The 24,050-nt window shown below is 67.3% G+C and carries 16 protein-coding genes and 2 tRNA genes; 8 read left to right on the forward strand and 10 right to left on the reverse strand.

The window, feature by feature from the left end:
* The first annotated feature begins 153 nt into the window (after positions 1-153).
* The 3 genes from lon to WT24_RS12945 all read left to right on the forward strand — a co-directional run bounded on the left by lon (position 154) and on the right by WT24_RS12945 (position 2,960).
* A complete protein-coding gene (gene lon, locus WT24_RS12935) occupies positions 154-2,577 on the forward strand; it encodes an endopeptidase La (protein WP_050013282.1) in 2,424 nt (807 codons plus the stop codon).
* Between the two features lie 207 nt (positions 2,578-2,784).
* Positions 2,785-2,860: transfer RNA gene (locus WT24_RS12940), tRNA-Val, on the forward strand.
* A 23-nt stretch (positions 2,861-2,883) separates the two neighbouring features.
* A tRNA-Asp gene (locus tag WT24_RS12945) sits at positions 2,884-2,960 on the forward strand.
* 212 nt (positions 2,961-3,172) lie between these two features.
* Here the strand turns inward: WT24_RS12945 and WT24_RS12950 are convergent.
* Complete coding sequence (locus tag WT24_RS12950; RefSeq protein WP_060033833.1) at positions 3,173-4,564, reverse strand: DUF1254 domain-containing protein; 1,392 nt, start codon at positions 4,562-4,564, stop codon at positions 3,173-3,175.
* 494 nt (positions 4,565-5,058) lie between these two features.
* Between WT24_RS12950 and WT24_RS12955 the strand changes: the two genes are divergently transcribed.
* On the forward strand, positions 5,059-6,996 hold the full coding sequence (locus tag WT24_RS12955; RefSeq protein WP_059790648.1) for a SurA N-terminal domain-containing protein: 1,938 nt from the start codon (positions 5,059-5,061) through the stop codon (positions 6,994-6,996).
* 74 nt (positions 6,997-7,070) lie between these two features.
* On the opposite strand, the gene WT24_RS12960 is transcribed toward WT24_RS12955, so the two are convergent.
* Positions 7,071-7,739: an arylesterase gene (locus WT24_RS12960; protein WP_060033836.1), complete on the reverse strand. Its 669-nt coding sequence runs from the start codon at positions 7,737-7,739 to the stop codon at positions 7,071-7,073.
* Between WT24_RS12960 and WT24_RS12965 the strand changes: the two genes are divergently transcribed.
* Complete coding sequence (locus WT24_RS12965; RefSeq protein WP_060033840.1) at positions 7,738-8,451, forward strand: ABC transporter ATP-binding protein; 714 nt, start codon at positions 7,738-7,740, stop codon at positions 8,449-8,451. The two genes, WT24_RS12960 and WT24_RS12965, sit on opposite strands and share 2 nt — an antisense overlap.
* 60 nt (positions 8,452-8,511) lie before the next feature.
* On the opposite strand, the gene pgi is transcribed toward WT24_RS12965, so the two are convergent.
* The 3 genes from pgi to WT24_RS12980 all read right to left on the reverse strand — a co-directional run bounded on the left by pgi (position 8,512) and on the right by WT24_RS12980 (position 13,138).
* Complete coding sequence (gene pgi, locus WT24_RS12970; RefSeq protein ID WP_059790653.1) at positions 8,512-10,134, reverse strand: glucose-6-phosphate isomerase; 1,623 nt, start codon at positions 10,132-10,134, stop codon at positions 8,512-8,514.
* A gap of 111 nt (positions 10,135-10,245) precedes the next feature.
* Positions 10,246-11,781 carry an NAD(P)H-hydrate dehydratase gene (locus WT24_RS12975; protein WP_060033842.1) on the reverse strand — a complete coding sequence of 512 codons (1,536 nt, stop codon included), beginning with the start codon at positions 11,779-11,781 and terminating at the stop codon, positions 10,246-10,248.
* 55 nt (positions 11,782-11,836) lie between these two features.
* Positions 11,837-13,138, reverse strand: a complete 1,302-nt coding sequence (locus WT24_RS12980) for an FAD-dependent oxidoreductase (RefSeq protein ID WP_059506029.1) — start codon at positions 13,136-13,138, stop codon at positions 11,837-11,839.
* Positions 13,139-13,465: 327 nt separating this feature from the next.
* Between WT24_RS12980 and purL the strand changes: the two genes are divergently transcribed.
* Together purL and WT24_RS12990 are read left to right on the forward strand one after the other, a co-directional pair.
* A complete protein-coding gene (gene purL / locus WT24_RS12985) occupies positions 13,466-17,530 on the forward strand; it encodes a phosphoribosylformylglycinamidine synthase (RefSeq protein WP_060033845.1) in 4,065 nt (1,354 codons plus the stop codon).
* 5 nt (positions 17,531-17,535) lie between these two features.
* Positions 17,536-18,081, forward strand: a complete 546-nt coding sequence (locus WT24_RS12990) for a GNAT family N-acetyltransferase (RefSeq protein ID WP_060033848.1) — start codon at positions 17,536-17,538, stop codon at positions 18,079-18,081.
* A 172-nt stretch (positions 18,082-18,253) separates the two neighbouring features.
* On the opposite strand, the gene WT24_RS12995 is transcribed toward WT24_RS12990, so the two are convergent.
* The 5 genes from WT24_RS12995 to WT24_RS13015 form a co-directional block, all read right to left on the reverse strand.
* On the reverse strand, positions 18,254-19,036 hold the full coding sequence (locus WT24_RS12995) for a peptidylprolyl isomerase (protein WP_059506034.1): 783 nt from the start codon (positions 19,034-19,036) through the stop codon (positions 18,254-18,256).
* A gap of 18 nt (positions 19,037-19,054) precedes the next feature.
* A complete protein-coding gene (locus WT24_RS13000) occupies positions 19,055-19,363 on the reverse strand; it encodes a BolA family transcriptional regulator (protein ID WP_034207535.1) in 309 nt (102 codons plus the stop codon).
* 1 nt (position 19,364) lies between these two features.
* Positions 19,365-19,895 carry a septation protein A gene (locus tag WT24_RS13005; protein WP_059790662.1) on the reverse strand — a complete coding sequence of 177 codons (531 nt, stop codon included), beginning with the start codon at positions 19,893-19,895 and terminating at the stop codon, positions 19,365-19,367.
* Between the two features lie 130 nt (positions 19,896-20,025).
* Positions 20,026-20,457 (reverse strand): peptide-methionine (R)-S-oxide reductase MsrB, encoded by a 432-nt coding sequence (gene msrB / locus WT24_RS13010; protein ID WP_059790665.1) that lies wholly within the window; start codon positions 20,455-20,457, stop codon positions 20,026-20,028.
* A 46-nt stretch (positions 20,458-20,503) separates the two neighbouring features.
* Positions 20,504-22,339 carry a YdiU family protein gene (locus WT24_RS13015; protein WP_373557227.1) on the reverse strand — a complete coding sequence of 612 codons (1,836 nt, stop codon included), beginning with the start codon at positions 22,337-22,339 and terminating at the stop codon, positions 20,504-20,506.
* Here WT24_RS13015 and WT24_RS13020 point away from each other — a divergent pair.
* The gene (locus WT24_RS13020; RefSeq protein ID WP_060033852.1) at positions 22,251-23,894 is read left to right on the forward strand and encodes a 3-(methylthio)propionyl-CoA ligase; all 1,644 of its coding nucleotides are present in this window, start codon (positions 22,251-22,253) and stop codon (positions 23,892-23,894) included. The genes WT24_RS13015 and WT24_RS13020 overlap by 89 nt on opposite strands.
* The last annotated feature ends 156 nt before the right edge of the window (positions 23,895-24,050 follow it).

Below are 24,050 nucleotides of genomic sequence, written 5' to 3' on the forward strand. Positions count from 1 at the left end.
CGTGGGCGGCTTTTTTTCGTTTATCTTGTGGGTAACTCTGACTCGACACGCGGTGGTTACTTTCTTACCGAATATTTCCCGCACTTGAAGGCTTGCAATTCGTTGTGGCGGCCTCAATTACCGAACAATTGATTCCACTCATGGGGAAATGAAATGTCAGGCACCCAACTTCTCCCGCCGGAACGCATCACGCTCCCGCTGCTGCCGCTGCGGGACGTCGTCGTTTTCCCGCACATGGTCATTCCGCTCTTCGTGGGCCGACCGAAATCGATCAAGGCCCTCGAAGCAGCGATGGAAGGCGGCAAGCACATCATGCTCGTCGCCCAGAAAACCGCGGCCAAGGACGAACCGACCGAAAAGGACATGTACGAGGTCGGTTGTATCGCCAACATCCTGCAGATGCTGAAGCTGCCGGACGGCACCGTGAAGGTGCTCGTCGAGGGCCTGCAGCGTGCGAAGGCGTTGTCCATCGAAGAACAGGAGACGCAGTTCTCCTGCGAAGTGATGCCGCTCGAGCCCGACCACGCCGACAGCGCCGAGACGGAAGCGCTGCGTCGCGCGATCGTGTCGCAGTTCGACCAGTACGTGAAGCTGAACAAGAAGATCCCGCCGGAGATTCTCACGTCGCTGTCGGGCATCGACGAAGCGGGCCGTCTCGCCGACATGATCGCCGAGCGCCTGCCGCTGAAGCTCGACCAGAAGCAGCACATTCTCGAAATGTTCCCGGTCATCGAGCGTCTCGAGCACCTGCTCGCGCAACTCGAAGCCGAGATCGACATCCTGCAGGTCGAAAAGCGCATCCGCGGGCGCGTGAAGCGCCAGATGGAAAAGAGCCAGCGCGAGTACTACCTGAACGAACAGGTCAAGGCGATCCAGAAGGAACTGGGCGAAGGCGAGGAGGGCGCGGATCTCGAGGAACTCGAGAAGCGCATCAACGCCGCGCGCATGCCGAAGGAAGCCAAGAAGAAGGCCGATGCCGAGCTGAAGAAGCTGAAGCTGATGTCGCCGATGTCGGCGGAAGCCACCGTCGTGCGCAACTACATCGACACGCTGATCGGCCTGCCGTGGCGCAAGAAGAGCAAGGTCAACAACGACCTGTCGAACGCCGAGCAGGTGCTCGACGAGGATCACTTCGGCCTCGAGAAGGTCAAGGAACGGATCCTCGAGTATCTCGCGGTGCAACAGCGCGTGGACAAGGTCAAGGCGCCGATCCTGTGCCTCGTCGGGCCTCCGGGCGTCGGCAAGACCTCGCTCGGCCAGTCGATCGCCCGTGCGACGAACCGCAAGTTCGTCCGGATGGCGCTCGGCGGCGTGCGTGACGAAGCCGAGATCCGCGGCCACCGCCGCACGTACATCGGTTCGATGCCGGGCAAGATCCTGCAAAGCCTCGCGAAGGTCGGCGTGCGCAATCCGCTCTTCCTGCTCGACGAAGTCGACAAGATGGGCATGGATTTCCGCGGCGATCCGTCGTCGGCGCTGCTCGAAGTGCTCGATCCGGAACAGAACCACACGTTCGCCGACCACTACATCGAGGTCGACTTCGACCTGTCGGACGTGATGTTCGTCGCGACGTCGAACTCGCTGAACATCCCGCCGCCGCTGCTCGACCGGATGGAAGTGATCCGTCTGTCGGGCTACACGGAAGACGAGAAGGTCAGCATTGCCCAGCGTTACCTGCTGCCGAAGCAGAAGAAGAACAACGGGCTGAAGGAAGGCGAGATCGAGGTCACCGAGCAGGCGATCCGCGACATCATCCGCTACTACACGCGCGAAGCCGGTGTGCGTTCGCTCGAGCGGGAAGTGTCGAAGATCTGCCGCAAGGTCGTGAAGATGCTGCTGCTGAAGAAGGCATCGGGCGCGATCAAGGTCGATGGCGAGAACCTCGATACGTTCCTCGGCGTGCGCAAGTACGACTTCGGCCTCGCGGCGAAGGAAAACCAGGTCGGTCAGGTGACGGGCCTCGCGTGGACGGAAGTCGGCGGCGACTTGCTGACGATCGAAGCCGCGGTGATGCCGGGCAAGGGCAACGTGATCCGTACGGGTTCGCTCGGCGACGTGATGAAGGAGTCGGTCGAGGCCGCACGTTCGGTCGTGCGCTCGCGTTCGCGTCGTCTCGGTATCAAGGACGAAGCGTTCGAGAAGCAGGACATCCATATCCACGTGCCGGAAGGCGCGACGCCGAAGGACGGTCCGTCCGCCGGCGGTGCGATGACGACCGCGCTGGTGTCGGTGCTGACGGGTATTCCCGTGCGGGCCGACGTCGCGATGACGGGCGAAATCACGTTGCGTGGCGAAGTGCTGCCGATCGGCGGGCTGAAGGAGAAACTGCTGGCGGCTCACCGCGGCGGTATCAAGCTCGTGCTGATTCCGGAAGAGAACGTGAAGGATCTCGCGGACATTCCGGACAACGTGAAGAACGCGATCGAGATCGTGCCGGTCCGCTGGATCGACAAGGTGCTGGAACTCGCGCTCGAGCGTTCGCCGACTCCGCTGCCGCCGGAAGAAGAAGCGAAGGCAGCGGCGCCGGTCGGCGAGGCGGCGAAGGACGCCGGCTCGACGGAAGTCGTCAAGCACTGAGGCTCCGAGCACCGTCGTTGCTGACGGTTGTTCACGAAACCCGCGGCGGTGTCCGCGGGTTTTTTTATATGGATCGGAATCGTGCGAACGCGTGCGTTAAAAAAATTCACGCGCAGGCTTGGCAAAATGATCGGGGATGAATTAAACTTGCGGGCTCGCTGATTGTTGATGCGCAAACGCAGATCGCAGTCGGAACGAATCGGAAACGGGTGCTTAGCTCAGCTGGTAGAGCGGCGCCCTTACAAGGCGTAGGTCGGGGGTTCGAACCCCTCAGCACCCACCAGTTTCACGATTCAGCCAGACCAAGGAGCGGTAGTTCAGTCGGTTAGAATACCGGCCTGTCACGCCGGGGGTCGCGGGTTCGAGTCCCGTCCGCTCCGCCAAACAAATGAAACAGCCCGCCTCGTGCGGGCTTTTTCATTTGTGCCTTCCGGTGCCGCCCGCGTAGATGCAATGATCGCGCAGGGAAGGAAACCGCCTGCGCGGTTTTCCGGCGGGACGCGCACGTGCGGCCTGCGGACACGCGTCCCGTCCGTTCCGCCGGAATTTCACGCCGCAGGAGCACTGGTTGTTTCCGGCGTGCGCAAACGGCACCTCATTGAACGCGTATCACCGGTGGCAGTTTGTAGGTTCCGCTCAGGAGCGGCGTATCGGGCAAGTACGTGCGCAGCGTCAGGTTGAACGCGCCGGCAGGAGCGGGCAACCAATTGCTGGCCGGTACGCCCGCGGGTCGCGCGTGGCTGATGGTGAGCACGAGCGAGCCGTCGCTGGCGAACTGAAAGTTCGAGGCCGGATAGGACAGCGCGTAGACTTGATCGGGATTCGAATAGAAGAATGCCTGCGCCTGGTTCGTGCCGCCGTACAGCGTCAATGACCAGAACGCGCGTGCCGGCGGAAGCTGCCCGGCGGGAAACGTCATCTGATAGACGCCGTTGCCGTCGTAGTTCGCACCCGGCGTGTTCGCCGCTTCCGTGCTGGTGTAATAGATCGCTTCGCTGCCGGGGAGCGCACCGAGGCCGTTCAGCGCAACGTTCGCTCGCAACGTGTAGTGGGTTCCATAGTTTCCGACGTTCGCCGGACCGCCTGTCCAGCCATTTACGCCGGTACTCGTCTGGGTCGACGCTTGCTGCGTTCTGCTGCCGGTCGTCAGGCTCGCCAACGCCTGCGTTGCGCCGGCGCTGATCGACGCGATGTCGGCAGACGACGGGTCGAAGGTCTGCGCCGGGCCGATGCCGATCGCATCGAGCGCCGCCAGCACGGCCGTGTCCTGCGGCGTGGGCGGGCTCTTTTTCAGCAGCTGGTTCACGTACTGGAAATACGATGGCCAGTGGGTATAACCAGGCGGCTTTTGCTTGTCCACGCTGTCCCACGTCGTGCCGCCGGTTCCAGCGGGTTGCGACGCGACCAATTGGTTCTGAACCGCCCACGCGGCCGGATAATCGCTCGCGTCGCTCACGTAAGTCCGTGCCAGGGCCCAGACCGCGTTGGTCGACGAGCGGAGCACGATGACCCCTGCGGGCGCTTCTCCCTGCCAGTTCGGCCCGACGACCCAAAAGACCTTCGCAACGCCGTTGTCGGCGCTCGTGCCGCGAATCGCGAAGTTGTTCGTATAGGCGTCCATCAACGCGAGGGAGAAGTAACGGCTACCGCTCGAGGGCGTATCGATTTGAACGGGGCCCGCGTCCAGTTGCAGCATGGCGATGGAATACAGCGTGTCGTGATTGGGCTTCGTCACCGCGGTGGATGACGCATCGGAGAGCCGGCGACTGTGAAGAAACGTATTCGGCGCAAGGCCCTGAGCGATGTAGCTCTGTCGCGTGGCGTAGAACTGATACAGCGGAATCGTGAATATCGTCGCGCCGTTTGCCGCGTTCTCCGTAGCGACGGGTGAAACGTTCGAGCGGTCGACGCTATCGCCGTTGCAGCCCGCCAGAAGGCCGAGCGAGACGGCCAATGCGACGATGCGCGCCTGGTGAAGAAAACTCATCGAATGGGTCGGTTTGGTTGAATGGTCGAATAGGCCGTGCCCCTTCGTCGCTCGGCCGACGAGCATGGCACGGGTTGCATGGCGCGATTAGCGTATACGGCTTGGTATGCGGGACGAACGAACGATTTTCGATATGCAAAGTCCGATGACGCGTCGGCGAGGCGTCGATCGATCGGCGTCGTGCGGTATGCCGTCGGCGGGCTCGGGCTTGGCTGTCACGATCCCGGTGGTGATCCGGTCGCGGGAGCGCGGCCGGTCCCGGTCTTTTTTCTGCCCGTCACGTTCCACTCGGCCGCTGGCCACGGATGCGCTCGCGGTGCATCGTGCTTCGACGGCCGTCGGTGCGGCAAGCCGGCTTCGCGAACGAATCGCCGTGAGCGGGGAGTGCGCGCGGCCGTGGTCGGAGTGCCGACCACGCGGGCGAGGGCCGCTTTTCGCCCGTCCCACCCCGTATGTTGTAATATCGGACGTTTTGTCCAATTTTCCCGTCACGCATGCTCGATTTCTTCCGTAATCACCAGCGCCTGATGATGGCGCTCCTGCTCCTGATCGTCTTGCCGGGGCTGGGTTTCGTCGGAATCCAAGGCTTCCGCGGCTTCTTCGACGACAGTGCGAACGTCGCAGCAGTCAACGGGCACAAGATCACGCGGGTCGAATTCGACGGCGCGTTCCGCCAGCAGATCGATCAGGCGCGCCAGGCGCTCGGCGGGCAGTTCGACATCAAGATGTTCGACACGCCCGAGCATCGCAAGCAGGTGCTCGACGGCCTGATCCAGCAACGCGTGCTGGCCGACGAGACGCAACGCCTGCACCTGACCGCATCCGACAACGCCGTGCGCGACGCGCTGATGAGCGACCCGATGATCGCGGCGCTGAAGAAGCCCGACGGTTCGATCGACGTCGAACGCTATGCGCAACTGCTGTCGTTCCAGGGGATGACGCCCGAGCAGTACCAGGAGCGCGTGCGTTACAGCCTCTCGCTGCAGCAGATTCCGGCGAGCATCGTGTCGAGCGCGTTCACGCCGAAGAGCCTCGCGCAACACCTGTCCGAACTCGCCGCGCAGCAGCGTGAAGTGCAGGCGCTCGTGCTGAAGACGAGCGACTTCGCGGCGAAGGTTCAGCCGACCGACGCACAGCTCACCGCGTACTACGACGCGCACAAGCAGAGCTTCGCGACGCCGGAAACCGCGACGATCCAGTACCTCGTCTATTCGCCGGCCGCAGCGGCCGCAAGCGCGCAGCCGACCGATGCGGACATCAAGAAGTTCTACGACGACAACCCGACGCACTTCCGGACCGAAGCGCAGGTGCGCGTGAGCCACATCTTCATCGCCGCGCCGGGCAGCGCCAGCGCGGCCGACAAGGCGGCGGCAAAAGCGAAGGCCGAGCAACTGCTCGCCGACGTGAAGGCACATCCGGATCAATTCGCGCAGATCGCGCAGAAGAACTCGCAGGACGCGCCGTCGGCAGCGAAGGGCGGCGATCTCGGCTTCATCACGCGCGGCTCGACCGCGGGCGGCAAGGCGTTCGACGATGCCGCGTTCTCGCTCAAGCAGGGCGACGTGAGCGGGATCGTGCAGTCGGATCTCGGTTTCCACATCCTGAAGGCGACCGAAGTGAAGCCGGCCGTCGTCAAGCCGTTCGCGGAAGTGAAGGACCAGATCGCGGCCGACCTGAAGCAGCAGTACGCATCGAAAGCGTTCTCGGACAACGCGGAAGGCTTCACGTCGACCGTCTACGAAAAGGCGAAGACGCTGCAGCCGGCCGCGGACAAGTACAAGCTGACGATCCAGACGGCCACCGTCACGCCGACGCCGAATCCGCAACTGCCGCCGACGAGCCCGTTGAACAATCCGAAGTTCCTGGCCGCCGTGTTCGCGAACGACGCCGTGAAGAACCAGAACAACACGCAGGCGATCGACGTCGGCAACAACACGCTGATCTCGGCGCGCGTGACCGACTACAAGCCGGCGGCCGTGCCCGCGCTCGACGCGATCAAGGACGCCGTGCGCCAGAAGGTCATCGCCGAGCAGGCCGCGGAACTCGCGAAGAAGGACGGTGCGGCGAAGCTGGCCGAACTGCAGAAGTCGAAGTCGACCGACGGGTTCGCGGCCGCGCAGAAGGTGTCGCGCACGCAATCGCAGGGCCTGACGCCGGCTGCGCTGAGCGCCGTCTACAAGGTCGATGCGAAGACGCTGCCGGCTTACGTCGGTGTCGACCTCGGCGCGGACGGCTACGCGATCTACCGTGTGAACGCGGTGATCCCCGGTTCGGCGGTCGATCCGCAGCAACTGGCGGCCGCGCAGCAGCAGATGGCGCAGGTCGATGCGCAGAGCGAAGGCGAAGCGTATCTCGCGGCGCTGCGCGATCGCTCGAAGGTGAAACTGTATGGCAGCACGACGGCCAGCCAGCAGCAGGACGGCGACAACTGAGCATCGTTTCGCCCGCAACCATCAAGAAGCCCCGCTCGAAGCGGGGCTTTTTGTTTTCCGGCGCGCGACTGCGGTCAGCCGTGCGGCTTGCCGAGCAACGGCTTCAGCGTCGGCCACACGTTGTCGAGCAGAATGCGCTGGGCCTGCTGCGCGGGATGCATCTGGTCGGCCTGGAACATGTCGGGCTTGTCCTCGATGCCGGCCAGCAGGAACGGCACGAGCGGCACGCCGAGATCTTTCGACAGCCGCGTATAGACCGCGTGGAACTTCTGCGTGTAGTCGGGGCCGTAATTGGGCGGCACGTACATGCCGACCAGCACGACTTTCGCCTGGGCGCGCCGCGCGCTCGCGATGATGTCGCGCAGGTTCTGCTCGGTCGTCGCGAGCGGCACGCCGCGCAGCGCATCGTTCGAACCGAGCTCGACGACGACGATCGACGGCTTGAGCCGCTGCAGTACCGCGGGCAGCCGCGCGCGGCCGCCGCTCGTGGTGTCGCCGCTGACGCTGGCGTTCGCGACGCTATAATCGATTCGCTCGGTCGAAAGCCGTTGCCGCAGCAGCGACACCCAGCCGGTGTCGCGCGGCAATCCGTATTCGGCCGACAGGCTGTCGCCGAGCACGACGATCACGGGCGGGCTCGATGCCGGCGCCGTCGCGGCGCGTGCGGGCGCGGTGACGGCCAGCAGGATGCCCAGCAGCGCGGCGGCCGCCGCGCGTCTTTTCCAGCGGAATGTCGTGTCCATGTTCAAGATTACCGATCCGATCATCGAAGTCCATGACGTGTGCAAGCGGGTTGCCGATGCAACGGGCGAGCTGACGATTCTCGACGGCATCACGCTCGCCGTGCAGCCGGGCAGCAGCCTCGCGATCGTCGGCGCGTCGGGTTCGGGCAAATCGACGCTGCTCGGCCTGCTTGCGGGGTTGGACAGCGCGACGAGCGGCACGGTTCGCCTGCTCGGTCGCGCGCTCGATCAACTCGACGAGGACGAACGCGCGGCGCTGCGCAACGGCGCGGTCGGATTCGTATTCCAGTCGTTCCAGTTGATGCCGCACCTGACGGCGCTCGAGAACGTGATGCTGCCGCTCGAACTGCAGGGCGGCATCAGCGCGCGCGATGCGGCCGACCGCGCCCGGGCGTTGCTCGTGCAAGTCGGTCTCGGCGAGCGTACCGCGCATTATCCGAAGCTGCTGTCGGGCGGCGAACAGCAGCGCGTCGCACTCGCCCGCGCGTTCGTCACGCGCCCGGCGATCCTGTTCGCCGACGAGCCGACCGGCAGCCTCGACGCCGCAACGGGCCACGCGGTCATCGACTTGATGTTCGAACTGAACCGCACGCATGGCGCGACGCTCGTGCTCGTCACGCACGATGCCGAACTCGCGCGCCGCTGCGCAACGACGGTCACGATCGAGGCGGGGCGCATCGTCGTGCCGCACGCGGCTTCGCGCAACGCGTGAATGTTTGTGCCGGCCGCGCAGCGTGGATCGCGCGGCCGGCACGGGCATGACGCCGTCGCGTCAGCGCTTGAGCGCCGCGCGGGCGCGCGCGATCAGCGCCGTGGTCGACGAGTCGTGCTTCGCCGGATCGACCGATTCGGCCGACAGGTCGGCTTCGACGACCTTGCCGAGAATCTTGCCGAGCTCGACGCCCCACTGGTCGAACGGATTGATGTCCCACACCGTCGCCTGCACCAGCACCTTGTGCTCGTAAAGCGCGATCAGCGCGCCGAGCGTGCGCGGCGTCAGCGCATCGACGAGCAGCGTCGTGGTCGGGCGGTTGCCGGGGAACGTCAGGTGCGGTGCGAGCGCTTCCTTGCCGGGCCCGGCGACCTTGCGCGCTTCTTCGAGCGTGCGGCCGAGCATCAACGCCTCGCTCTGCGCGAAGCAGTTCGCGAGCAGCTTCGGATGGTGGCTTGCAAGCGGATGCTCGGGCGTCAGCACCGCGATGAAGTCGATCGGCACGATCGTCGGCCCCTGGTGCAGCATCTGGAAGAACGCATGCTGGCCGTTGGTGCCCGGCTCGCCCCACGTGACGGCCGACGTCGGGTAGTCGACGAAGGCGCCGTCCAGGCGCGCGGATTTGCCGTTGCTCTCCATTTCGAGCTGCTGCAGGTACGACGGCAGGTAGTGCAGCGCTTCCGAATACGGCGCGACGAGGTAGCTCTGCGAGCCGAAGAAATTCCGGTACCAGATGCCGATCAGGCCGAGCAGCACCGGCAGGTTGCGCTCGAGCGGCGCTTCGCGGAAGTGGCGATCCATGTCGTTCGCGCCGGCCAGCAGCTCGTCGAACTGTTCGGGGCCCACCGCGATCATGATCGACAGGCCGACCGCCGACCACAGCGAATAGCGGCCGCCGACCCAATCCCACATTTCGAACACGTTGTCGGCGGCGATACCGAACTTCACGACTTCGGCCGGGTTCGCCGACACACCGACGAAGTGCTTCGCGAGCGCCTCCTCGGGGCAGCCGCGCGCGACGAACCAGTCGCGCAGCGAGCGCGCGTTCGTCATCGTCTCGAGCGTCGTGAAGGTCTTCGACACGACGATCGCGAGCGTTTCCTCTGGATCGACTTGTTCGAGCACGCGTGCGAGATCGGCGCCGTCGACGTTCGACACGAAGTGGGTCGAGATGTCGGGCGTCGCGACGTGATGCAGTGCATGCACGACCATCTTCGGCCCGAGATCGGAGCCGCCGATGCCGATGTTGATCACGTGGCGGATGCGCTTGCCCGTATAGCCCGTCCACGTGCCGCCGCGCACGGCGCGCGCGAACGTCGCCATCTTCGCGCGCTCGGCGCTCACCTGCGCGTGGAACGGCGCCTGCGGGTCGGTCGCGCGCAGCGCGGTGTGCAGCGCGGCGCGGCCTTCGGTCGGGTTGACGATCTCGCCCGCGAACATCGCGTCGCGGCGCGCTTCGACGCCCGCGTCACGCGCGAGCTGCACGAGCAGGCGCAGCGTTTCGTCGTCGATGCGGTTCTTCGAGAAATCGGCCGCGAGACCGCCGCCTGGAATCGTAAAGCGTTCGGCGCGGGTCGGCGCGCGGTCGTTTTCCGGCGCGAACCAGTCGCGCAGCCGCGCGTGGCGGATCCGTTCGAAGTGGGATTGAAGGGCAGTCCAGGCGGGGAGCGATTTCAGCGTCATGGCGGTTCGAGTGAAGCGTGAATCGGGAGGAATGCCGCGCCGGCTCATCGTGATCGGAAAGCCGGCGGACGAGAAGGCCCGCCGTGCGGCGGGGCAGTCAGTATAGCGGCGTTACGTGTCGGCGCGCGGCGACGGATAAAAAAGGCGATTGATCAGCGTGCGCACCATCGGCGCGAGCTCGCCCGCGGTCAGCCCGGCCGGGCCGGTGCCGTTCGCGGTCAGCGTATCGGCCGCGAGGCCGTGCAGATAGACGCCGGCCAGCGCGGCTTCGTACGGCGCGACCCGCTGCGCGAGCAGCGCGCCGATCAGGCCGCCGAGTACGTCGCCGGTGCCGCCGGTGGCGAGCGCCGCGTTGCCGGTCGGGTTGATCGTCACCCGCCCGTCGGGCGCGGCAATCACCGTGCCCGCGCCTTTCAGCACGACGATGCCCGCGTAACGGGCGGCGAGCGCCTGCGCGGCCGCGACGCGATCGCGCTGCACGGCTGCCGTGTCGCCGCCGAGCAGTCGCGCGGCTTCGAGCGGATGCGGCGTCAGCACGCACGGCGTGCCGCGCGCGGCGACGTCGGCCGCGAGGTCCGCGTGCGTCGCGACGAGGTTCAGCGCGTCGGCATCGAGCAGCGTCGGGATGTCTCGTGCGAGCACGTCGCGTACGAGCGTCGCCGCGGCCTCGCGCGTGCCGAGCCCGCAACCGGCCGCGATGGCGGTCATCGCGCCGAGGTCCAGGGTATCGGCCGGATGCAACATCAGTTCGGGAAACGGCGGATCGTACGGCGGCGCGCCCGCGCCCAAAAAGCCGACGTGCACCTTGCCGGTGCCCGCGAACAGCGCGGCGCGAGCGGCGAGGATCGGGGCGCCGCACATGCCCGTGTCGCCGCCGAGCACCGCGAGGCTGCCGTAGGTGCCCTTGTGGGACGAGAAGGCGCGCGCGGGCAGCGCCGCGGCGAACCGCGCGGGCGCGTTCAGCACGATGGCCGGCGCGGCGGGCGGCGCGACGTCGAGCGACGCGACGTGGATCTCGCCGGCGAGATCGCGGCCGTCGCCCATGTAGAGGCCGGGCTTCGCGCCGATGAAGGTGAGCGTATGGGTGGCCGCGACGGCGACGCCCGCGCCGACGATCCGGCCCGTGTCGCCGTCGAGCCCACTCGGCACGTCGAGCGCGAGCACGCGGCCGCCGCCGCGCGCATGAGCGGCGATGCGTGCGGCCTGCTCGGCGAACGCGCCGTCGAGCGCGCGGCCGAGACCGATGCCGAACAGCCCGTCGACGACCCACGCGTAGCCTTCCAGCGACGCGGGCGGGGTGGTCGACAACGGCACACCCGCCGTGCGTGCGAGACCGAGTGCCCATTGCGCGTCATCCGGCTTGACCGGCACCGGCATCCACGCATGCGTCGCGACGCCGAGCTGCTGGAGCTGCGCGGCGGCCACCAGCGCGTCGCCGCCATTGTTGCCGGGGCCGACCGCGAACCAGACGGGGCGATCGTCGCCGGCGACGCGCTCGGACAGCCAGCGCGCGGCGGCGGCGCCCGCGCGGCCCATCAACGTGTGCGGCGGCAGCGCGGCGGTTGCATCGGCTTCGGCCGCGCGCAGGTCGGCGACGCGCAGCAGCGCGATCGGATCGGAATCGGGAAGGGGGCGGGTAACGGTCATCGCGGGATCGTGGCGGCTGGCAAGGATGCCGCCACGGGTCGGCCCGCGGCGGCGGTCAGGTCGTGAAGCGGCCGGCGCTCAGCGCGGCGAGCGTGTCGGCGGGCCAGTGCTGGACGTTGCCGCCCAGATAGTCGGCCACCACTTTAGCAGACCCGCACGCGAGCCCCCAGCCGGCCGGGCCATGGCCGAAATTGACGAACACGCGCGGATGCGGGGTCGGACCCACGACGGGCAGGCCGTCCGGCGACAGCAGTTGCATGCCTTGCCACGACAGCGCGGCCGAGATCTTCGCGGCGCCCGGCACCCAGTCGTGGACGGCCTGGCCGAGCAGCGCGAGCGCGGCTTCGGACAGCGGCTCGGCGAGCGGTTTCGCGGTGTCGGTCAGGCTCTGCAGCACGGCGGCTCCGCCGACGCGCAGCCGCTGGTGGGTGCGCGTGATCGAGATCCGCTTGATCGAATCGACGACGCTCAGATGCGGTGCGTGTTCTTCGTACGCAACCGGCGCGGTGAGCGTATGGACGCGCACCGGGTGCAGCGGCAGGCGCCAGCCGAGCCGTTCGAGCAGCGCGAGGCTGCCTGCGCCGGCGGCGACCACGATCGCGTCGGCGGACATCACGTCGACCTCGCGCGCCGTCGCCGCGCTCCGGTGGCCCGGCGGCACGAGCTCGACCGCCGCGCGGCCGTTGTCGACGCGGATTGCGGCGACGTCCGCGCCGAAGCGGAACTGCACGCCGTGCTCGTCGAGCGTCTGCTTGACCAGTTTCGCGAACAGCGGGCAGTTGCCGGTGCGCTCGGTTTCGAGCAGCACGCCGCCGGCAAAGCCGGGCTCGGCCGGCACCGACGGTTCGAGCGCCGCGCATTCGTCGGCGGTGAGCGTGCGGTACGGCTGGTCGAGCGTGCGCAGCAGGTCGAGCGCCGGTTGCAGCGCGTCCCAGTCGCGCGGATCGCGCACGACGTGCAGGATGCCGGGCTTCTGCTCGAATTCGAGCTCGAGGCGCGCCTCGATATCGGCGAGCGCGTCGCGCGACACGTCGATCAGCGGGCGCAGCCGCGCGTACTGCGCGGCGAACGCGTCGGGCTCGCGCAGCGTGCCGAGCTGCTTGACGAATTGGCGCACGCCGCCGTTGAAGCCCGGCTTGTAGACCACGCCGCTGTCGCGCGACTGGCGCTGGCGCATGAAAGTCGGGCCGAACCAGACGTCGAGCGGGCTCGGCAGCAGCGCGCCGCCGTCGCCGTAGGTCGCACCTTGCGCGACGGTCGCATGGCGTTCGACCACGCACACGCGATGGCCGGCCGCGCGCAACTGGTAGGCGGTGGCGACGCCGCTGATTCCGCCGCCGATGACGATGACATCCATTGGATTGCTTCGATGACGGGCGGCGCGCACGCCGCCCGGTGAGAATTCGCTGAGGGCCGGGCCCGGTGAACCCGGAATGATAGCGCCAAAAGCGCGCGAGCCGGCGCCGGCCGAGCATGGGCCGCGCGGTCGCGCCACGGCGGCCGGCGTGCAGGCCCGCGCGGGCCCGGTCCGGCCCGCAGCCCGCGCGCCACGCGTCCGGGCACCGGTGCGGTGCATGCGGACGACCGATCGGCGGTCTTGGCAGGCCGACTTCCGGGTATAATTACGGCCTTCCTTTCGCCCCACGTCGCCACCTCGCGCGACTCATCGACGTCAGTCCAGCCCATGGCTCACTTCTCGTGTTTTCCCGGCGCTTCGGCCCTCTCCGATTTCCGTCAAACCCGTCTGCTCGACACGCTCAGGCAAATCGACGCCAACATCGTCGCGGTGCGCGGCCAGTTCCTGCACTTCGTCAATGCGGCCGAGCCGCTGTCGGCCGACGACAGCGCGCGCATCGATGCGCTGATGCACTACGGCGAGCCGTTCCAGCCGGCGGGCGAGAAGGGCGCGACCGAGACCTTCGTCGTGCTGCCGCGCTTCGGCACGGTCTCGCCGTGGGCGAGCAAGGCGACCGACATCGCGCAACACTGCGGCCTCACGCACGTGCGCCGCATCGAGCGCGGCGTCGAATTCACGGTCACGCTGAAGTCGGGCCTCCTCGGCGGCAAGAAGGCGCTGTCGGACGACGCACGCGCGGCCGTCGCGGCTGCGCTGCATGACCGGATGACCGAAAGCGTGGTCGCGGCGCGCGACGACGCGAAGCACCTGTTCGACGAACTGCCGGCCAAGCCGCTCGCGAGCGTCGACGTGCTGGGCGCCGGCCGCGGCGCGCTGGAGCGCGCGAACGTCGAGCTGGGCCTCGCGCTCGCCGACGACGAGATCGACTACCTGGTCGACGCGTTCCGCAAGCTCGAACGCAACCCGACCGACGTCGAGCTGATGATGTTCGCGCAGGCGAACAGCGAGCACTGCCGCCACAAGATCTTCAACGCGCAGTGGACGATCGACGGTGAAGCGCAGGACATGTCGCTGTTCGCGATGATCCGCAACACCGAGAAGCTGAGCCCGCAGGGCACGATCGTCGCGTATTCGGACAACTCGTCGATCATGGTCGGCGCAGAAGCCGAGCGCTGGTTCCCGCGCAAGGCGGGCGCGGCCGGCGAGCCGGGCGAGCGTTACGGCCGCCACACCGAGCTCACGCACACGCTGATGAAGGTCGAGACGCACAACCACCCGACGGCGATCTCGCCGTTCCCGGGTGCGGCGACCGGCGCGGGCGGCGAGATTCGCGACGAAGGCGCGACGGGCCGCGGCGCGCGTCCGAAGGCCGGCCTCACGGGCTTCACCGTGTCGAACCTCGACCTGCCCGACGCCCGCCAGTCGTGGGAAAACGCACGCGACGCGGCGCAGCCGGTGGCCGAGCGCAACCCGAACGAGCAGCACGGCCCGTACGGTCGCCCGGACCGCATCGCGTCGCCGCTGCAGATCATGATCGACGGCCCGCTCGGCGGCGCCGCGTTCAACAACGAATTCGGCCGCCCGAACCTCGGCGGCTACTTCCGCGTGTACGAGCAGAACGTCGGCGGCACGGTGCACGGCTATCACAAGCCGATCATGATCGCGGGCGGCCTCGGCAACATCGCGGATCAGCACACGCACAAGCACGACGTGCCGGCGGGCTCGCTGCTGATCCAGATCGGCGGCCCCGGCATGCGCATCGGCATGGGCGGCGGCGCGGCCAGCTCGATGGCGACCGGCGCGAACACGGCCGAGCTCGACTTCGACTCGGTGCAGCGCGGTAACCCGGAAATCGAGCGGCGCGCGCAGGAAGTGATCAACGGCTGCTGGCAGCTCGGCGCGGAAAACCCGATCCTGAGCATCCACGACGTCGGCGCGGGCGGCCTGTCGAACGCGTTCCCCGAGATCGTCGACGGCGCGGGCAAGGGCGCGCGTTTCGAATTGCGCAAGGTCGCGCTCGAGGAGTCGGGCCTGTCGCCGCGCGAAATCTGGTCGAACGAGGCGCAGGAGCGTTACGTGCTGGCGATCGCGCCGGCCGACCTGCCGCGCTTCGAGGCGATCTGCGCGCGCGAGCGCTGCCCGTTCGCGGTGGTCGGCGTCGCGACCGACGAACGCCAACTGAAGCTCGTCGACGACGAAGCGACGGGCGCCGACCAATACTCGGTCGACATGCCGATGGAAGTGCTGCTCGGCAAGCCGCCGCGCATGCACCGCGACGTCGCGCGCGTGCGCACCGAGCGTGCGCCGGTCGACGTGACGGGCGTCGCGCTGTCGGCAGTCGCGCTCGACGTGCTGAAGCATCCGACAGTCGGCAGCAAGTCGTTCCTGATCACGATCGGCGACCGTTCGGTCGGCGGTACGTCGGTGCGCGACCAGATGGTCGGCCCGTGGCAAGTGCCGGTGGCCGACTGCGCGATCACCGCGCTGGACTATGCGGGCTTCAAGGGCGAGGCGATGACGATGGCCGAGCGTACTCCGCTCGCGGTGATCGACGCGCCGGCATCGGGCCGCATGGCCGTCGGCGAAGCGATCACGAACATCGCGAGCGCACCGATCGCGTCGCTCGACAAGCTGAAGCTGTCGGCGAACTGGATGGCCGCGTGCGGCACGGCCGGCGAGGACGCCGCGCTGTTCGACACGGTCAAGGCGATCGGCATGGAGCTGTGCCCGGCGCTCGGGATCGGCATCCCGGTCGGCAAGGATTCGCTGTCGATGAAGACGAAGTGGGACGAGCAGGGCGTCGCGAAGGAAGTGGTGTCGCCGGTGTCGCTGATCATCTCGGCGTTCGCGCCGGTCGAGGACGTGCGCCGTCATCTCACGCCGCAACTGCGCCGCGTGGCGGACGCGGGCGACAGCGTGCTGATCGCGATCGACCTCGGCCGCGGCAAGAACCGGATGGGCGGCAGCATCTTCGCGCAGGTCACGCAGCAGGTCGGCAATGCGACGCCGGACGTCGACGACGCGGAAGACCTGAAGCGCTTCTTCAACGCGATTCAGTCGCTCAACGCACAAGGCAAGCTGCTCGCGTACCACGACCGCTCGGACGGCGGCCTGTGGGCGACCGTGTGCGAAATGGCGTTCGCGGGCCATGCGGGCGTGTCGCTGAACGTCGACATGCTGACGCTCGACCCGGACCACGAATCCGACTACGGCGATGCGAAGGACTGGGCGAAGCAGACGAGCGGCCTTCGCGACGACCGCACGCTGCGCGCGCTGTTCTCCGAAGAGCTCGGCGCCGTCGTGCAGGTGCGTGCGTCCGATCGCGACGCGGTGCTGGGTGCGCTGCGCGAGTTCGGCCTGTCGACGTGTTCGCACGTGATCGGCTCGGTCAACGATCGCGACGTGATCGAGGTGTACCGCGATGCGAAGAAGATCTTCGACGCGCCGCGTACCGAACTCCATCGCGCATGGAGCGAAGTGAGCTGGCGCATCGCGCGCCTGCGCGACAACCCCGCCTGTGCGGATGCCGAATACGACGCGCTGCTCGACGCGGCCGATCCGGGCCTCTCGCCGGTGCTGACGTTCGATCCGGCTGACGACGTCGCCGCGCCGTTCATCGCGACCGGCGCACGGCCGCGCGTCGCGATCCTGCGCGAACAGGGCGTGAACTCGCATCTGGAAACCGCGTATGCGTTCGACCGCGCAGGCTTCGACGCGCACGACGTGCACATGAGCGACCTGCTCGCGGGCCGCGCGACGTTGGCCGATTTCGCGGGCGCGGTCGCGTGCGGCGGCTTCTCGTACGGCGACGTGCTGGGCGCGGGCGAAGGTTGGGCGAAGACGATCCGTTTCAACGCGAACCTCGCCGACATGTTCTCGGCCTTCTTCGCGCGTCCCGACACGTTCGCACTCGGTATCTGCAACGGCTGTCAGATGCTGTCGAGCCTTGCGTCGATGATCCCCGGCGCGCAAGCGTGGCCGAAGTTCACGCGCAACAAGTCCGAGCAGTTCGAGGCGCGCTTCTCGTTCGTCGAAGTGGAGAAGTCGCCGTCGATCTTCTTCGCGGGGATGGAAGGCTCGCGCATTCCGGTGGCGGTCGCGCACGGCGAAGGCTATGCGGACTTCTCGCAGCAGGGCGACATCGATCGCGTCGCGGTCGCGATGCGTTACGTCGACCACCGCGGCGAAGCGACCGAGCGCTATCCGTTCAACCCGAACGGGTCGCCCGCCGGCATCACGTCGGTCACGACGGCCGACGGCCGCTTCTCGGTGCTGATGCCGCACATGGAGCGCGTGCATCGCACGGTCACGATGAGCTGGCACCCGGAAGGCTGGGGTGAAGCGAGCCCGTGGATGCGTGTGTTCCGCAACGCGCGCCGCTGGATCGGCTGATCCGGATGATGTTCGACCCGAACGCGCCGGTCGAGGTCGTCACGCTGCGCGACGAACGTGCGGGCGAGGCCGATGCGATCGGCCGCGTGATCCGTGCGGCCTTCGCGGGCGAGCCGCAGGGCGGGGCGTTCGAGCAGCGCATCGTCGAGACGCTGCGCGCAGACGGTGCGCTGAGCGTCTCGCTCGTCGCGGAGCGCGATGGGCGTATCGTCGGGCACGTCGCGTTTTCGCCCGTGGCGATCGGCGGTGAGCCGGCCGGCAGCCAGCAGTGGTACGGACTTGCGCCGCTCGCGGTGCGGCCCGATTGCCAGCGCAAAAGCATCGGTGCGGGGCTCGTCCGCACGGGGCTCGACGCGTTGCGGCGGCTCGGCGCGCGCGGCTGCGTGGTGCTCGGCGAGCCGACGTATTACGCGCGCTTCGGGTTCGAACCGCATGGCGACATCGTATTTCCGGGCGTGCCGCCCGAGTATTTCCTCGCGCTGCCGTTCGACGCATCGGCTCCGCTGCCGTCGGGCGAAGCGCGTTATCGCGACGTGTTTTATCCCGCGTAGCGAACGCGGCGGGGCAGGGCGATGCCCGGCACGGGAAAGCCGCTCTTCGGAGCGGCTTTTTATTGCGCGTCGGCCAGGCGTCGCCGCGTCTCGACACCCATGTTCGTACGTGCCAAAAGAAAAAGCCGCTCCGAGGAGCGGCTTTTCGATGCGTGTATGACGCGCGCCGGCGTTACTGGATCTTCGCCTGCTGGCGCAGACCTTCCTCGAACGCCTGCAGCTTCTGCTGCACGAGCTGCTGCGCGATCTGCGCCTTCACCTGGTCGAACGGCGGCGGTGCGATGTCGCGGACATCGTCGACGCGGATGATGTGCCAGCCGAACTGCGTCTTCACCGGCGTATCGGTCATCTGGCCTTTCTGCAGCTTCTGCGCGGCCGCCGCGAATTCCGGCACGTACGCCTTCGGGTCGGACCAGTCGAGATCGCCGCCGTTCTTGCCCGAACCCGGATCCTTCGAGTATTGCTTCGCGAGATCCTCGAACTTCGCGCCGCCCTTGATCTTCGCGATCAGGTCCTTCGCCTGCTGCTCGTTGTCGACGAGGATGTGGTGCAGGTGGTATTCGCGGTTGCCGCCCACGCCCTTGACGAGTTCGTCGTAGCGCGCCTTCACTTCGGCGTCGGTCGGCTGGTTCTTCTTCAGGAAGCTCTCGATCATCGAGCGCAGCACGACGGTCTGCTGCGCGACGGCGACTTGCGCCTTCACGTCCGGACGATTCGGGATGCCTTCGCGAATCGCTTCCTGCATCAGGATTTCGCGGTTCACGAGTTCCTGGCGCACGGCCTGCTGCAGTTGCGGGCCGTCGGTCTGGCCTTGCTGGACGAGCTGCGCGACCATCGCGTCGGCGCGCGACTTCGGAATCGGCGTGCCGTTCACGACGGCGATGTTCTGGGCAAATGCCGGTGCCGCTGCAAAAGCAGCCGCCGCGACCCACAGGCGGGGGGATTTCAGGATCATCGGGAATTCCTAATGAGACTAGATTGAAGATTCGTTGAATTCTTCGGGCGTGTAAGCCACGATCGCGAGCGCGTGAATGCCGCGCTGCATCGCATCAGCGAGCGCATCATACACCAGCCGGTGCCGCGCGACGCGCGGCTTGCCCGCGAACGCGGACGATACGATCGTGACCGTGAAATGACCGCCGGCGGCCGCGCCCGCGTGGCCTGCGTGCTGCGCGCTGTCGTCGCGCACGGTGAGCGACAGCGGCGCGAGCGACGCGGTGAGGCGTGCTTCGATCAGCGCGATGCGTTCGTCGGGGGAAGCGTGGAGAAAGGCGTCGCTCATGTCACTCGTCCTTCAGGTACTTCGTGAGCCACAGGCTCTGCAGGATGATGAATACGACCATCGCGCCCGTCGTACCGAACAGCTTGAAATTCACCCATTGCGATTCGGTGAAGTTGTGCACCACGTACAGGTTCGCGATGCCGAGCACCGCGAAGAACAGCGCCCACGCGAGATTCAGCTTGTCCCACACGGGGGACGGCAGCGTGAGCTGCTTGCCCATCATCTTCTCGATCAGGTTCTTGCTGAACGCATAACGCGCGGCGAGCAACCCGATCGCAAACAGCCAGTACAGCACGGTCGGTTTCCATTGAATGAATTTCTCGTCATGCAGGACGAGCGTGGCGCCACCGAACACGACGATCACGCCGAGGCTGACCCACAGCATCGTGTCGACCTTCCGGTGCCGGAAGGCGACCCATGCGACCTGGGCCAGCGTCGCGACGATCGCGACGGCGGTGGCGGTAAAGATGCCCCAGACCTTGAAGGCGACAAAAAACAGGATGATCGGAAACAGATCGAACAGGAATTTCATGGCGCTCGCAGCTGCGTGACGGGCCGCCGGCGCGGCCTGTCATCGTTGTAGGGACCCGCCAGACATCGCCGTCGCGGATCGGGGCGGTCCGGCCCGCGGCTGGCCGCCCGGCAGATCCGCCCGGCGCCGCTCATTCGTTTTCGGGTCGGGACTCGAAGTTTAACGCAGCCGAATTGATGCAGTACCGCAAACCGGTCTGGTCGCGCGGGCCGTCCTCGAACACGTGGCCCAGATGCGCGCCGCAATGGTTGCAGCGCACCTCGACGCGCACCATCCCGTGCGAGTAGTCGATCTTCTCGTCGATCACCTCGCTGTTGAGCGGCTTGAAGTAGCTGGGCCAGCCGCAGCCCGAGTGGAACTTGGCGCCGGATTCGAACAGCGGCGTGCTGCAGACGACGCACTTGTAGATGCCGGCATCCTCGGTGTCGGTGTATTCGCCGGTGAACGCGCGCTCGGTCGCCGCGTGCTGCGTGACCTCGTACTGCATCGGCGTGAGCCGGCGGCGCAGTTCGGCGTCGTCCTTCTGGTACGGGTAGGTCTTGTCGTCGGAATCGTGTGACATGTGAGGGTTCTCCTGATCGGTCGGTCGGGTCGGACGCGTCGTGCGGTCACGACGAGCAGCTCACTTCGAGCGACCCGGCCCAGTCGGGCGGCAATGCCGCATACGCTTCATGTTCCGGTTGTTCGTCGAACGGGCGGCGCAGGATCCGCGCGAGCCGTTCGACTTCCGAAAAATCCTTTTCCTTCGCGCGCCGGATCGCGACTTCGGCGAGATGGTTGCGAAGCACGTATTTGGGGTTCGCGCGGTTCATTGCAACCGCGCGAGCCGCGTCGTCGCGCGTTTCCTCGGACAGCCGCGCGCGGTAGAGGTTCGCCCATGCGTCGAACGCTTCGCGATCGATGAACAGGTCGCGCACGGGCGCGTCGCGGCTTGCGTCGTGCTTCGAGACCTGCGCGAGCCGGCGGAACGTCAACGTGAAATCCGCGCGGCTCGCATGCATCGTCTCGAGCAGCTTGTTCGCGAGATCGGCGTCGTGCTCGCGCTCGAGCTCGAGGCCGAGCTTCGCGCGCATCGCGCGCTCGAGTGCGGGACCGAAGCGCTCCGGAAACGTCGCGAGCACGGCCTGTGCATCGTCCACCGCGCGCTCGGCGCGCGCATCGTCGTCGGCGATGCCGTGCTGCAGCCCGATCAGCGGCAGCAGCGCCTGCGCGAGGCAGTAGCAGTTCCAGTGCGCGATGCGCGGCTGCATCCGGTACGCATAGCGGCCGCCGGTATCGGAATGGTTGCAGATGTGGTTCGCGTCGAATGCGTCGACGAAGCCGAACGGACCGTAATCGATGGTCACGCCGAGGATCGACATGTTGTCGGTGTTCATCACGCCGTGGCAGAAGCCGACGGCCTGCCACTGCGCGACGAGGTCGGCCGTGCGCAGCGTCGCGGCTTCGAGCAGCGCGAGGTACGGATCGTCCGCGTCGCGGCAGGCCGGATAGAAGCGGTCGATCACGTGATCGGCAAGCTGGCGCAGCAGATCGGGGCGATCGTTCGAGAAGAAGTGCTCGAAGTGGCCGAAACGCACGAAACTCTCCGACACGCGCGTGACGACGGCCGCCGTCTCGATCTCCTCGCGCACCACCGGCTGGTCGGAACCGATCACCGTCAGCGCGCGCGTGGTCGGGATGCCGAGGTGGTGCATCGCTTCCGAGCACAGGAATTCGCGAATCGACGAGCGCAGCACCGCACGGCCGTCGCCCATCCGCGAGTACGGCGTGCGGCCGCCGCCCTTGAGCTGCAGTTCGTAGCGCCGGCCGTCGGTGCCGGGCAATTCGCCGATCGTCAGTGCGCGGCCGTCGCCGAGCTGGCCGGCCCACACGCCGAACTGATGGCCGGAATAGACCGACGCGTACGGCATCGCGTGCGCGGGCCAGTCGCGCGTCGGGTTGCCGGCGAACAGCTCGGCGAAGCCGGGCTGCGCGGCGATCGCGGGCGGCAGGTCGAGCAGTTGGGCGACTTCGTCGGAAAAGCCGACGACGTACGGTGCGGCAAGCGGCGCGGCCGGCAGCCGCGTATGAAACGCGTCGCCGAGCGTGACGAATGCATGTTCGGCGGGCGCGCCGAGCGTCGCGGCGAGGTCGGGCAGGGTGTCAGCCGCATCGGCTGCGCTTCGGGAAAACGACATGTTGAGCGCCTCTGGGTAAGCCGATATTGTAAGGCGGCGCCGCGCCGCCCGCATGGCGGCCCGCGCATCGCGCGCCACGCCCGTCCGGGGCCGCCGACGGGCGCGCAGCGGGACTGCTTCCGGACGGAAACGGCCCGCAGGACGGTCACCGATTCGCATCCTCGGGGAGAACAAGACGATGAGTAAGCCGTTGCTGGGCCAGATGATGGATGTGCCGCTGCTGGTGTCGTCGCTGATTTCGCATGCGGCGCGGCACGCCGGCGACACGGAGATCGTGTCGAAGCGCGTGGAAGGCCACCTGCACCGCTACACGTACCGCGATTGCGAACGCCGCGCGAAGCAGCTGGCGCAGGCGCTCGTGCGGCTCGGCGTCGAAACCGGCGACCGCGTCGGCACGCTGGCGTGGAACGGCTACCGGCATCTGGAGGCGTATTACGGGATCGGCGGGATGGGCGCCGTGTGCCACACGATCAACCCGCGCCTGTTTCCCGAACAGATCGCGTACATCGTCAATCACGCGGAAGACCGCTACGTCCTGTTCGACATCAATTTCGCGCCGCTCGTCGACGCGATCGCGCCGCAATGCCCGCACGTGAAGGGCTGGATCGCGATGACGGACGCCGCGCATCTGCCGTCCGGCGCCACGCCGTTCCTCTGCTACGAAACGCTCGTCGAAGCGGAGGACGGCCGCTACGACTGGCCGCGTCTCGACGAGCAGCAGGCGTCGGGGCTCTGCTACACGTCCGGCACGACCGGCAATCCGAAGGGCGTGCTGTATTCGAATCGCTCGACCGTGCTGCATGCGTACGGCGCCGCGCTGCCCGACGCGATGAACCTGTCCGCGATGGACGCCGTGCTGCCCGTCGTGCCGATGTTCCACGTCAACGCATGGGGGTTGCCGTACGCGGTGCCGCTGACGGGCGGCAAGCTGGTGCTGCCCGGCAAGGATCTCGACGGGAAGTCGCTGTACGAGCTGATGGAGGCCGAGCGCGTGACGTTTTCCGCGGGCGTGCCGACCGTGTGGCTCGGCCTGCTGAACTACATGCGCGAAGCCGGCGTGCGTTTCTCGACGCTGAACCGCACGGTGATCGGCGGCTCCGCGTGCCCGCCCGCGATGCTGCGCACGTTCGAGGACGAATACGGCGTGCGCGTGATCCATGCGTGGGGGATGACCGAGCTGTCGCCGCTCGGCACGCTCGCGAAGCTCAACTGGGCGCAGTCGCAGCGGCCGCTCGACGCGCAGCGCCGCTTGCTCGAGAAGCAGGGGCGCGTGATCTGCGGCGTCGACATGCGCATCGTCGGGGAGGACGGTCGCGAGCTGCCGTGGGACGGCGTCGCGTTCGGCGAGCTGCAGGTGCGTGGGCCGTGGGTGATCGACCACTACTTTCGCGGCGACGCGTCGCCGCTGTCGGACGGCTGGTTTCCGACCGGCGACGTCGCGACGATCGACCCCGACGGCTTCCTGCAGATCACCGACCGCAGCAAGGACGTGATCAAGTCGGGCGGCGAGTGGATCAGCTCGATCGACATCGAGAACGTCGCGATCGCGCACCCGGGGGTGGCCGAAGCCGCCTGCATCGCCTGCGCGCACCCGAAATGGACCGAGCGGCCGCTGCTCGTCGTGGTGCCGCGCGAAGGCGCGAACCTGAGCCGCGACACGCTGCTCGCGTTCTACGAGGGCAAGGTCGCGAAATGGTGGATTCCCGACGACGTCGTGTTCGTCGAATCGCTGCCGCACACCGCGACCGGCAAGCTGCAGAAGCTGAAGCTGCGCGAGACGTTCCGCGATTACGTGTTGCCGACGGCGGTGTGCGAGCCGTAAGCCCGACGCCCGGGCCGTTCCCTGCCTGCGAACCGGTCGCCCGATCCGTCCCCGGATCGGGAACGAAATTCAAATTGAACGACCGTGCTTTTTCGTTGTATGCTGCCTGCGTTCATCCGGACATGCGGCCGTTCGACCGCGCACAATGAAGCGCAG

It is taken from the genome of Burkholderia sp. MSMB1078WGS (assembly GCF_001528895.1).
GTDB lineage: Bacteria > Pseudomonadota > Gammaproteobacteria > Burkholderiales > Burkholderiaceae > Burkholderia.

Coding starts and splice junctions, on each gene's coding strand:
- lon (WP_050013282.1), top strand. CDS start 154: ATGTCAGGCACCCAACTTCTCCCGCCGGAACGCATCACGCTCCCGCTG.
- WT24_RS12950 (WP_060033833.1), bottom strand. CDS start 4,564: ATGAGTTTTCTTCACCAGGCGCGCATCGTCGCATTGGCCGTCTCGCTC.
- WT24_RS12955 (WP_059790648.1), top strand. CDS start 5,059: ATGCTCGATTTCTTCCGTAATCACCAGCGCCTGATGATGGCGCTCCTG.
- WT24_RS12965 (WP_060033840.1), top strand. CDS start 7,738: ATGTTCAAGATTACCGATCCGATCATCGAAGTCCATGACGTGTGCAAG.
- WT24_RS12960 (WP_060033836.1), bottom strand. CDS start 7,739: ATGGACACGACATTCCGCTGGAAAAGACGCGCGGCGGCCGCCGCGCTG.
- pgi (WP_059790653.1), bottom strand. CDS start 10,134: ATGACGCTGAAATCGCTCCCCGCCTGGACTGCCCTTCAATCCCACTTC.
- WT24_RS12975 (WP_060033842.1), bottom strand. CDS start 11,781: ATGACCGTTACCCGCCCCCTTCCCGATTCCGATCCGATCGCGCTGCTG.
- WT24_RS12980 (WP_059506029.1), bottom strand. CDS start 13,138: ATGGATGTCATCGTCATCGGCGGCGGAATCAGCGGCGTCGCCACCGCC.
- purL (WP_060033845.1), top strand. CDS start 13,466: ATGGCTCACTTCTCGTGTTTTCCCGGCGCTTCGGCCCTCTCCGATTTC.
- WT24_RS12990 (WP_060033848.1), top strand. CDS start 17,536: ATGATGTTCGACCCGAACGCGCCGGTCGAGGTCGTCACGCTGCGCGAC.
- WT24_RS12995 (WP_059506034.1), bottom strand. CDS start 19,036: ATGATCCTGAAATCCCCCCGCCTGTGGGTCGCGGCGGCTGCTTTTGCA.
- WT24_RS13000 (WP_034207535.1), bottom strand. CDS start 19,363: ATGAGCGACGCCTTTCTCCACGCTTCCCCCGACGAACGCATCGCGCTG.
- WT24_RS13005 (WP_059790662.1), bottom strand. CDS start 19,895: ATGAAATTCCTGTTCGATCTGTTTCCGATCATCCTGTTTTTTGTCGCC.
- msrB (WP_059790665.1), bottom strand. CDS start 20,457: ATGTCACACGATTCCGACGACAAGACCTACCCGTACCAGAAGGACGAC.
- WT24_RS13020 (WP_060033852.1), top strand. CDS start 22,251: ATGAGTAAGCCGTTGCTGGGCCAGATGATGGATGTGCCGCTGCTGGTG.